The organism is Methylobacterium iners, assembly GCF_022179305.1.
Classification (GTDB): Bacteria; Pseudomonadota; Alphaproteobacteria; order Rhizobiales; family Beijerinckiaceae; genus Methylobacterium; species Methylobacterium iners.
This window is the reverse complement of the sequence record NZ_BPQP01000089.1, coordinates 47797-57591: the sequence shown is the minus strand read 5'-3', so window position 1 is coordinate 57591 and position 9795 is coordinate 47797. Positions and strand designations below refer to the sequence as shown.

Annotated in this window: 9 protein-coding genes; 5 read left to right on the top strand and 4 right to left on the bottom strand. The window is 71.4% G+C overall.

The annotated features are described in order from the left end of the window. Positions 1 to 17: 17 nt before the first annotated feature. Positions 18 to 1115, bottom strand: a complete 1098-nt coding sequence (locus MFF55_RS23240) for a COX15/CtaA family protein (protein ID WP_238246487.1) — start codon at positions 1113 to 1115, stop codon at positions 18 to 20. 233 nt (positions 1116 to 1348) lie between these two features. On the opposite strand from MFF55_RS23240, the gene MFF55_RS23235 reads away from it, so the two are divergent. Both MFF55_RS23235 and MFF55_RS23230 read left to right on the top strand, forming a co-directional pair. After that, positions 1349 to 1585 carry a DUF2842 domain-containing protein gene (locus MFF55_RS23235; protein ID WP_238246486.1) on the top strand — a complete coding sequence of 79 codons (237 nt, stop codon included), beginning with the start codon at positions 1349 to 1351 and terminating at the stop codon, positions 1583 to 1585. A gap of 111 nt (positions 1586 to 1696) precedes the next feature. Beyond that, positions 1697 to 2077 carry a hypothetical protein gene (locus MFF55_RS23230; RefSeq protein WP_238246485.1) on the top strand — a complete coding sequence of 127 codons (381 nt, stop codon included), beginning with the start codon at positions 1697 to 1699 and terminating at the stop codon, positions 2075 to 2077. A gap of 58 nt (positions 2078 to 2135) precedes the next feature. Here the strand turns inward: MFF55_RS23230 and MFF55_RS23225 are convergent, their stop codons facing one another. Both MFF55_RS23225 and MFF55_RS23220 read right to left on the bottom strand, forming a co-directional pair. Then, a complete protein-coding gene (locus MFF55_RS23225) occupies positions 2136 to 2717 on the bottom strand; it encodes a YdeI/OmpD-associated family protein (protein ID WP_238246484.1) in 582 nt (193 codons plus the stop codon). Between the two features lie 265 nt (positions 2718 to 2982). Next, positions 2983 to 4032 carry a polysaccharide deacetylase family protein gene (locus tag MFF55_RS23220; protein WP_238246483.1) on the bottom strand — a complete coding sequence of 350 codons (1050 nt, stop codon included), beginning with the start codon at positions 4030 to 4032 and terminating at the stop codon, positions 2983 to 2985. Between the two features lie 162 nt (positions 4033 to 4194). On the opposite strand from MFF55_RS23220, the gene MFF55_RS23215 reads away from it, so the two are divergent. Beyond that, positions 4195 to 5394 carry a GNAT family N-acetyltransferase gene (locus MFF55_RS23215; protein WP_373874855.1) on the top strand — a complete coding sequence of 400 codons (1200 nt, stop codon included), beginning with the start codon at positions 4195 to 4197 and terminating at the stop codon, positions 5392 to 5394. Here the strand turns inward: MFF55_RS23215 and MFF55_RS23210 are convergent. Then, positions 5391 to 7664, bottom strand: a complete 2274-nt coding sequence (locus MFF55_RS23210) for a GumC family protein (RefSeq protein WP_238246481.1) — start codon at positions 7662 to 7664, stop codon at positions 5391 to 5393. The genes MFF55_RS23215 and MFF55_RS23210 overlap by 4 nt on opposite strands. 189 nt (positions 7665 to 7853) lie before the next feature. Here MFF55_RS23210 and MFF55_RS23205 point away from each other — a divergent pair, with 189 nt between their 5' ends. After that, positions 7854 to 8426, top strand: a complete 573-nt coding sequence (locus MFF55_RS23205; protein WP_238246596.1) for a polysaccharide biosynthesis/export family protein — start codon at positions 7854 to 7856, stop codon at positions 8424 to 8426. Positions 8427 to 8563: 137 nt separating this feature from the next. Continuing rightward, a complete protein-coding gene (locus MFF55_RS23200; protein ID WP_238246480.1) occupies positions 8564 to 9772 on the top strand; it encodes a glycosyltransferase family 4 protein in 1209 nt (402 codons plus the stop codon). Positions 9773 to 9795: the final 23 nt, after the last annotated feature.

The following is a 9795-nucleotide window of genomic DNA, read 5'->3' as shown; positions in this document are numbered from 1 at the left end:
GGCCGTCGCGGCACGCCTCAGGCAGCGCGTTCGCTCAGCGCCTCGAAGCCGAACGGCGTCTCCGCCTGCGGGACGCGCGCCGTGCTCACGCCACGGCAGACGCGGGCATTGGCGGTCGCCGCCGCGAGGAGCAGCACGGCCAGCACCTGATGAGCGAGGCCGGCCCAGAGCGGCACCGCGAGCAGCAGCGTCATGACCCCGAGCGCGGCCTGGGACAGGGCCAGCACGGCAAGCCCCGCCGCCCGACGCGCCGCGCCCGTCGCACGGGCGTCCAGCGCGTGCAGGAAGGCGACGAGCACGACGAGATAAGCCGTCAGCCGGTGGTTGAACTGCACCAGCGTCGTGTTGTCGACGAAGTTCTCGATCCAGGGCCGGACCGCGAAGAGCTCGCTCAGGGGCGGTACCAGGACGCCGTCCATGTCGGGCCAGGTGTTGTGGACGAGGCCGGCCTTGGAGCCGGCCACCAGCCCGCCGAGCCAGATCTGGAGCAGCACCAGCCCCATCAGAGCGTAGGCGCCCCGCCGCAGGCGGGCAGAAGCCGGCTCTCCAGGGCCGGGCCTCAATCCGACCGCGAGCCAGACCAGGCCCGCGAGGATGAGGCTCGCGGTGGTGAGGTGCAGCGCGAGCTTGAGGGGCGCGACCGCCGTCATGCCGGGCTGGAGCCCGGAGGCGACCATGATCCAGCCGATCGCGCCCTGAAGGCCGCCGATGAGCCCGAGGCCGAACAGCGCGATGCCGAGGCGGCGGTCGAGGGCGCCGCGCCACCAGAACCAGAGCAGCGGCAGGAAGAAGGCGAGCCCGATGAGGCGCCCGAGCATCCGGTGGCCCCATTCCCAGGCGTAGAGGACCTTGAAGTCGGACAGGCCCATACCCTGGTTCAGGATCTGGTATTGCGGGGTGCCGCGGTACTTCTCGAACTCCGCCGCCCAGGCCTCCGCCGAGAGGGGCGGCACGGCCCCCGTCACCGGCCGCCACTCGGTGATCGACAGGCCGGAGCCCGTCAGGCGCGTGGCGCCGCCCACCGCCACCATCGCGATAACCAGGAGGACGAGCAGGACGAGCCAGCGCCGCACGGTCCGGTGATCATCGGGAAGGGCCGTTGCGGCTGTGACCATCGCGGGGCGACCTGTCTTGCGGGTTCGAACCAAAGGGCGGAGCGCCGGGGGCGTCCAGCCCAGGGCGTGAGTTAGGCGGGGCGCGCGCACCGGGCAACGACCGGCGATGCCGCACCTGCCCCTTTGCGGCAGCGCGTGACGTTGTCATCGGCCGGGCGCATCCCTAGCTCACTTCCATAACGGGGCGTCGCCTTGCCGGCGTCCCGAACCGCGAAAACCCGAGGACGAGGCCGATGCGCCGCCGCACCCGCTCCCTGATCGGCACGATCGTGATGCTCGCCTTCATCATCGTTTATGCGCCGGTGGCGATGGCGCTCGCCGACAGCCGCATCGCGCAGACCCCCGCGCTCGTCCAGACGCTCCTCTACTGCTTCCTCGGCATCGCCTGGATCTTCCCGCTGATGCCGTTGATCAGCTGGATGCAGAAGCCCGATGCCGACGAGGCCGGCGCGCGGCGTGTTGATCCCTAGGGCGTCGTTCGAAGGGCAAAAGCGGCGGATGCCGGGATTTCGCCGTACTCGGACAGCAGAGACGGCGGACCTCCCCGAAGCTTCGTCAGCCGAAGGTCGCCAAAGCGCCTCATGCCCCGCCTCCGCACGCTCCTGATCGGCTCCGCCCTGCTCATCCTGCCCTCCCTCGCCGGCGCGCAGGGCACCCCGCGCTCGGCCTCGGAATGCGAGCGCCTCAAGAACGATCTCGCCTACAACCAGTGCCTGGCGATGTTCGGCCCCTCGGCCCGCGGCATGGTCGGCGACGGCAACAGCGTCGCCGCCGGCACCGCGGCGGTCGCCGCGATCCCGCCGAGCAGCGCCACCGGCATCCCGGTGACCGAAGAGCCCGTGCTCGACACGGGACGGCAGCGGGGCCGCCGCGGGCGCTACACGCGTGGCGGCCGCCAGACCGCGAGCTTCGACGTCGGCAGCGAGAGACGGTCGTCCCGGCGGTATCGGCGCCGGTACTAGGTCGGGAAGGCCGCACGCTGTCGGACGGCCCGATCCGACGGAACATCCCGAAGCCTCTTCAAACGAGACCTTCAGGCGAGAGGCCGGGCCGCCCGAGCAGGCGGTGGAGCCGCTTGACATCGGCGGGCAAGACGTCGCTGGGCAGATTGCCCGTCAAGGCCGCAAGCACCGCGGCGACCCTCCGATCGGATGTGCCCTTTGTCCGAGCACTCGCCACGTGATGGGGGAGGCCTCGCCGCTGCCCTACGGTCAGCGCATCCCAAGCCCGAGCCGCAGTCTCGTCGGATGACAACGCCCGCGCCAGACTGTCGGGCACGTCGACGGCGTCTTGGTCGGCGACCCGGAAGCGCATCTCGACCGTATGGCCGAGGGCGACGCCGGCATTCTTGAGCGTGTCCGCGGAGACGATGACGTAGTAGCGCCCGTCACCGGCCGGGATGAAGGCATTCTTGACCGGCAGCTCAGCGATCTCTCCCTCGACGCGCAGCTGGGGATAGCGGTCGAACGGCATTTCCTTGGCGATCACGTCGGGCAGGAACAGCACCGCATACCAGACCTTACGGTCGCGTCCGACGCCGTGACGTTCGATCGTCGCCTCGAAGCTGTGCGTAAACGGCCTCACGTCGGCGAGGCCTGCCACCGCGCCGTCGTGCTGGTGGTCCGGCTCGGCCCGTTCCCTCGATCCACTCGGCACAGCGAACCTCCTCGTCTCATCGACTCGCCCGCTCCGGCGAGGGCGGCAGTCATTACCGTGTCGATCCCAGCTTGCGCGGACACCAGCGCCGTGGCTGGCCTGGGATGGAATCGGCGCGGAGCATCCTCATCGGCCCGCCGATCAACTCCAAGATCCATGGAATGCTGGTGTGAGGTCACGGCCTTTCTCCTTCGACCCCCGCGAAGGTCTCTCACCCCACCGACACTCGCCGCCCCCGGTTCCAGGCCAGGAACGGCACCCCCGACAGCAGCGCGCTCAGCGCGGCATCGTTCTGGTGACAGCCGTTGATCGAGATCCGCGGCAGGGCGTGCAGGTGGGCGGCATGGGCCGCGAAGAGGTGGCCGGGCCGGGTCGTGACCGCGGTGGCGAAGCCCGCGTCGCGGGCCATCGCGAATTCGCGGGGACCGGCGGAGGTCGGGTCGCCCACCGGATAGGAGAGGTGGCGTACCGAGCGCCCGAGCTGTGCCGCGATCCGGTCGCGTCCTTGCGCGATCTCGCCGGCGGCGACCGCCGCACCGTGCTTGGCGAGCATCGGGTGGCTCACCGTATGGGCCCCGATTGTCACCGCCGGATCGACTGCCAGCGCGCGCAACTCGTCCCAGGAGAGGCAGAGACGCCCGGCCTCGCCGCCGGTTGCGATACCCGCCTCGGCGCAGAGATCGGCGATGCCTGAGAGAAGCGCCGCCTCCGGGCCGGCGCGCAGGTGCCGGTAGACCGTCTCGAAGGCTGCGAATTTCTCGGACGGGTCCGTCGCCGGCAGATCGAAGGACCCGAGCCTGACCCGGTTGAGGCGGGCGATGGCCCCTTCCAGCTCGAGCCACCACAGACGGCCGCGCCCTTCCGCAAAGTCGCTCGTCACGAACAGCGTCCAGGGTGCGCCGTGCCGGCGCAGCACGGGCAGGGCGTGCTCGACATTGTCGCGGTAGCCGTCGTCGAAGGTGAGCACCGCGAAGGGCGCGCGGCTCCCCTCGCCGGCCAGGCGCCCGGGCACCGCGTCGAGGCCGATCAGGTCGAAGCCGAGCGCCTTGAGCCGGGTCAGCACCCGGTCGAGGAAGGCCGGTGTGATCGTGAGCAGGCTGTTCGGTGCGTAGGCCCCCGGTGGCTCCGGGCGGACATGATGGAAGGTGAGGATCACCCCGAGCCCGCGCGCGAGAGGCGCGAGCCAGCGATCGGCCCGCGTGCCCGCGATCGCACGGAAGCTCGCATCGAACAGGCGGTGGCGGTTGCGGGAGGACAGCATGGGGCGAGCTTCGAGGAGGACCGGCGCTCCTTCCTAAGCCCGATGCGGCAAGGTTTCGTTACCCACGCCCGCAAGATCACGCGCAGCGGACGGCACGCCTCAACCCCGGCTTCAGGCCTTCCGGGGTTGGGTGAGCGGACGTGGTGGGACTGGAGTGGTGTGGTGGCGATTGCCGTCGATGATCTGGCCGGGGTTGGCATGGTCCGGGAGAGAATGAGCGCCGGACTGAGGGCGGAGGTCTTCGAGGATCTCGCCGGCGTCGAGGCGCTGTGGCGCGGGCTCGAGAGCGACCCGGCTGTGCTGGCCACGCCCTACCAGCGCTTCGACTGGGTCGCGGCCTATCTGCGTGCGGAGCCGGCCGCCGCCCTGCGCATCATCGTGCTGCGCGACGCCGCCGGGCGGGGCCGGATGATCCTGCCGCTCACCGTCGCCCGCGAGCGGGGCGCCGCCGTCGCGCGGGTCGTCGGGGCCAAGCACGCCAATTACCACATGCCGCTCTTCGCCTCCCGCGAGGCGGCGGCCATGCCCGGCGAGGATCTGCGCGAGGCGCTGCGGCTCGTCGGCGGGTCGGCGGGCATCGACGTCTACGCGCTCTCCCACCAGCCCCGGTTCTGGGACGGCGCGGCCAACCCGCTGGCCCTGCGGGCGGAACCTTCGCCGAGCGACGCCTACGGCCTCATGCTCGGTCCCGATCCGGATTCGACGATGAAGCGCGTCTTCAGCGCGGATGCCCGCAAGAAGCTGAGGGCCAAGGAGCGCAAGCTCGTCGAGGGCTTCGGCACGATCGAGCATCGGGTGGCGGCGACGCCCGAGGAGGCGACCGCCTATCTCCAGGCCTTCTACGCGCAGAAGGCCGTTCGATTCGCGCAGATGGGAGTCGCCGACCCCTATGCGGAGGCGGGCGTGCGCGACTTCCTCTCGGCGGGCGCCGCCGGCGAAAACTCGGCGATCGAGGTCCACGCCCTTGTCGCGGTCGAGACCGGGCGCGTGCTGGCGACGTTCGGCGGGGCCGTCGACACGCAGCGCTTCAGCGGCATGATGACGGCCTTCGATGGCGACCCGGCCGCGAGCCGCTGGAGCCCGGGCGACGTCCTCCTGCACCACCTCATCCGCGACCAGGCCGTTCGCGGGCGCCGGGGCTTCGACCTCGGCGTCGGCGAGGCGCGCTACAAGGCCAGCATCTGCGACGAGACCATCGAGCTTGCGGAGGTGGCGATCCCCGTCACCCTGCGCGGGACCGTCTTCGCGATGCAGGCGATCGGCCTCTCCCGCCTCAAGCGCCGGATCAAGCGTGACCCGCGCCTGTGGGCGGTGATCCAGCGCCTGCGGCGGTGGTCGGCGAGGGGCGCGCCGGCGGCCTAGGCCGCCGACAGGCGCAGCTGCATCTCCGGCTCGACGGGTTTCGCGGCTTCGATCGCCGCGCGATCCTGGGCCACCAGAACCTGGCCGGCGCCGGCATCCTCGGCGGCCGCGTAGAGGGCGAGCAGGTCCGGGTCGTCCGCCTCGGCGTTCGAGGCGATGACCACCGCCGCCATCCGTCCGGCCGTCGCGCTCAGGATGTCGTGGGCAGGGGTCTGCGCCGCGTCGAGGCGGCAGACGATCCAGTCATAGGCCTCGGCCAGCGCGTCGAGGGTGATGCCGAGCGCCTCGGCCTCCTCGATCAGGATCTCGGCCTCGATCGAGCCGCGAGCGATCCCGTGAAGCGGGCAATCCCGGAAGGACTGGATCACGTCGAAGAAGCCCGCCTCGCCGGCCACGAGATCGGTGAGGCCGGGCTCGTCCGCGCCGCCGGTCCGGCCGTTCAGGTCGACGAGCAGCGTCCGGGCACCCGCGGCCAGGGTCCGTGCCAGGCTCTCGGCGAGTCCCTGTCCCCCCTTCACGGGCACCGTCTCGGCCACGAGCACACGGCGACCGCCGTAAACCTTGCCCGAGCGCAGGCGCTCGATCAGCGGGTCGAGATGGTAGGCGGATGAGGCCTCCCTCGCGACCGGCGCCGGTGCGGGCATCGCCGTGGCCGGTTCTGCGGCTCGCGGAGCCTCGGGCGTCTCCAGTGTGGCGGCGATGGGCGGCGGCTCCCGGGGCTCCGCGCGCATCGGCGCGGCGGGCCGGGCGAGCGCCGGGGAGGCTTCCGGGAAGACGAAGGGCACCGGCTCGGGCCGGCCCGGGGGCTCGTCGGAAGGCGCACCCACCTCCGGCTCCCGGCGGCGCATGGGCTCGGCGGGCTCCGTGAGGAGGTGGCGGCCGAGCACGAGGCCGGCCGAGAGAAGGAAGCCCATGAGGGTGGCGAGGCCGACGATCGGCAGCTTCTTGGGGAAGGACGGCAGTTCCGGCACCACGGCGCGGGAGACCACGCGGGCATCGGCCGGTGCCGCGTTCTCGGCGTCGCGGGCGCTCGCCTCGCGGTAGCGGGACAGGTAGGATTCGAGCTGCTCGCGCTGGGCCTTGGCCTCGCGCTCCAGGGCGCGGAGCTGCACCTCGCTGGAATTGCCCTTGGCGACCGTGTCGCGCTGGCCGTCGACGGTCGCACCGAGTGCCTCGACCCGGGCCTCGGCGAGCTTGGCCTCGTTCTCCATGGTGCGGACCACCCGCTCGGCGGTGGCCTTGATCTGCGCGTCGAGGTCCGCGACCTGCGCCGTCAGCTCCTTGATGCGGGGATGCTCGGACAGCAGCGTGCGGGATTCGAGCGCGAGCTGGGCGCGCAGCGTGATGCGCTGCTCGACGGTGCGCCGGATGGTCTCGTTGTTGGCGACATCCGGGATCTCGAAGGCGCGCCCGTCCTTGATCATCTCCTTGATGAGCCTGGCGCGGGCCGTCAGGTCGGCCTTGGCGCTGCGGGCCTGCGAGAGCTGGCTCGACAGCTCGGCGAGCTGCTGGGCGTTGAGGGGCTGGTTGGCGACGCCCGTCGTGATCAGGCCGTTGCGGGCGCGGAAGGCCTCGACCTTCGCCTCGGCCTCGGCGACGCGGCTGCGCAGGGTCTCGATGTTGCCGCCGAGCCAGGTCGAGGCGTAGCGGGCGGTGTCGATCTTCGCCGCCTCCAGCGAGACGATGTAGAGCTCCGCGACCGTGTTGGCGGCCCGGGCCGCGAGCTCCGCGTCCCGCGAGCGGAACTCGATCGTCAGGATGCGCGACTTGCCCGCCGAATAGACCAGCAGCCGGTCGAAATAGGCTTCGAGCACCCGGTCCTCGGCCGGCCGCTCCAGGGGATTCTGCGCGAGGCTCACGGCCATCAGCGCACGCTTCACCGGGCCGATCCCCTCAACGCTGCCGTCGAATTCCGGGTTGCCGACGAGGTTGAGCCGGCGGATCGCCTCCCGGGCGAGGTCGCGCGACATCACGACCTGGACCTGGCTCGCCACCGCCTGCTCGTCGATGGGCAGGGCCGGCTCGCTGCGCTCCTGGGCGGAACGGGCGAAGGAGGCCTCGCGGCTCTCCAGCAGGACCTTTGCCTCGCCGGTGTAGCGCGGCGGCACGACCTGCACGAAGGCGAAGGCGCTCAAGCCCGCGATCGTCGTCGCCAGCGCGATCCCGAGCGCCGAGCGCCGCAGCGGTCCCCCAATCTGCGAGACCTTCAGACCCTCGCGCGCCGGCTGGGCGGCGGGTGCTTGAGCGGGGTGGAGCGTAGAGCGGGGCATGGCACGATCTTTACGCGAGGCAAGATGACCGACCGCTCGAACGCAGTCTCGACCCCGAATAGACATCGTTAAGATTGACCAGGAGTTAATTTCCGGCCGGTCCCCCGCATCCGTTTCGCGATGTCAGCTTTCGTTAACCATATCGCCTTAGCAATACGCCTCAGTAGGCTACTCATCGTGGCAGTGGTGATGAATCGGCGCGCGCTCCTTCTCGCTCTCGGCTCGAGTCTCGCGCTCGGCGGCTGCCTGCGGCCGGACTTTCGAACGGACCTGCTCGACGCGACCGGCACCGGATCGATCGGTGCCCGCTATACGTTGGCGGCCGGCGACCGCCTGCGCGTCATCGTGTTCGGCCAGGACAACCTCTCGAACATCTACGCCGTCGACGGCGGCGGCAATATCGCGATGCCGCTGATCGGCCTCGTGAAGGTCGGCGGCCAGAGCACGGCCCAGGCCGCCAAGACCGTCGAGACGAAGCTCGCGGCGGGCTTCGTGCGCGAGCCCAAGGTCACCGTCGAGGTCGACGCCTACCGTCCGTTCTACATCCTGGGCGAGGTGACGACCTCGGGCCAGTACCCCTACGTCAACGGCATGGCGGTCGAGACGGCGGTCGCCATCGCGGCGGGCTTCGGTCCGCGGGCGGCGCGCGACTATGCCGTCGTCACCCGCGAGGGCCGGGACGGCCTCGTCTCTGGCATCGTCCCGATGACCTACCCGGTCCGCCCCGGCGACACGATCGTGATCAAGGAGCGCTTCTTCTGATCGCTGTCGTTAGGTCCTTCCTAACCGCGATCGGCGTTTGGCCGCCGCGCGGCCTGGTTGCGCCTGCCGCTTAACCAGGCACCCAGACATTTCGTCTTAGGCTCCCGCGCAAGAACCCGTCGCGTGGAGACCCCGCTTTGGTCGCGTCAGCCCTCGATCCGGCCGCCCCTCCCTACCGAATCCTGCACGTCTTCCGTGCGCCGGTCGGGGGGTTGTTCCGGCACGTCAACGACCTCGCGCGCCTCCAGGCCGCGTCCGGCCATGCGGTGGGGATCATCTGCGATGCCTCGACGGGGGGCGAGCGCGCCGCCCGGCAGCTCGCCGAGCTCGAACCCTGCCTCGCGCTCGGCGTGACGCGTCTGCCGATGCGCCGCAACCCCACCCCGTCCGACCTCGCCGTGCTGGCGGTGATCGCCCGCCGCGCGGCGGCGCTCGGCGCGAACGTCCTGCACGGCCACGGCGCCAAGGGCGGCGTCTATGCGAGGCTCAGCCCCGTCCTCGGCCGCGGTCCGGCGCCGATCCGGGCCTACACGCCCCATGGCGGCAGCTACAATTACCGGCCGGGCACCGCCCTGCATCGCCTCTACATGGGCGCGGAGCGCCTGCTTTCCTTGCGCACCGACGCCTTCTTGTTCGAGAGCGAGTACGTGGCCGGGCGCCACGCCGCCTATGTCGGCCCGAGCCGGCACCTCACCCGCATCGTCCATAACGGCATCGCCGAGGCCGAGTTCGAGCCCGTCGAGCCGGCGGCCGAGCGCCATGACCTCCTCTACATCGGCGAGCTGCGCGACGCGAAGGGCGTGCCGTTCCTGCTGGAGGCGCTGGCGAGCCTGCGGGCCGCCGGGCGGCCGCTGACCCTCCTGATGGTCGGCTCGGGACCGGATGCCGAGATCATCCGCGAGCGGGCGCAGGCCATGGGCCTGTCCGAGGCGGTCACCTTCGAGCCGCCCCAGCCGATCCGGCCGGTCCTCGCCCGCGGCGACATCCTGGTGGTGCCCTCGCTCGCCGAATCCCTCCCCTACGTCGTTCTCGAAGCGGCGGCGGCGCGCCAGCCCCTGATCGCCACCAATGTCGGCGGCATCCCGGAGATCTTCGGCGCGGCGGCGTCCGAGCTCGTGCCGCCGCGCGATCCCGGCGCCCTCGCCGGGGCGATCGCGCGGGTGCTCGACGAGGCGCCGGACCAGCGGCGCGCCCGCTTCTGCGCCTTGAGCGAATCCGTACGCACGCGCTTCTCGATGACCCGAATGGGTGCCGACGTACTGTCCGGCTACGCCGCCGCCTTCCGCGCCAGGGAAGCCGCGCCCCCTGCGCCGGTGCTGGCCGGGAACGCGCCGAAATCGACGTGATCCGTCCGCCCCGGCATTAAGTC

What these genes read in the sequence shown, in the direction of transcription:
- MFF55_RS23205 (WP_238246596.1), top strand. Translation starts at nt 7,854, where the DNA reads ATGAATCGGCGCGCGCTCCTTCTCGCTCTCGGCTCGAGTCTCGCGCTC.
- MFF55_RS23230 (WP_238246485.1), top strand. Translation starts at nt 1,697, where the DNA reads ATGCCCCGCCTCCGCACGCTCCTGATCGGCTCCGCCCTGCTCATCCTG.
- MFF55_RS23235 (WP_238246486.1), top strand. Translation starts at nt 1,349, where the DNA reads ATGCGCCGCCGCACCCGCTCCCTGATCGGCACGATCGTGATGCTCGCC.
- MFF55_RS23210 (WP_238246481.1), bottom strand. Translation starts at nt 7,664, where the DNA reads ATGCCCCGCTCTACGCTCCACCCCGCTCAAGCACCCGCCGCCCAGCCG.
- MFF55_RS23240 (WP_238246487.1), bottom strand. Translation starts at nt 1,115, where the DNA reads ATGGTCACAGCCGCAACGGCCCTTCCCGATGATCACCGGACCGTGCGG.
- MFF55_RS23220 (WP_238246483.1), bottom strand. Translation starts at nt 4,032, where the DNA reads ATGCTGTCCTCCCGCAACCGCCACCGCCTGTTCGATGCGAGCTTCCGT.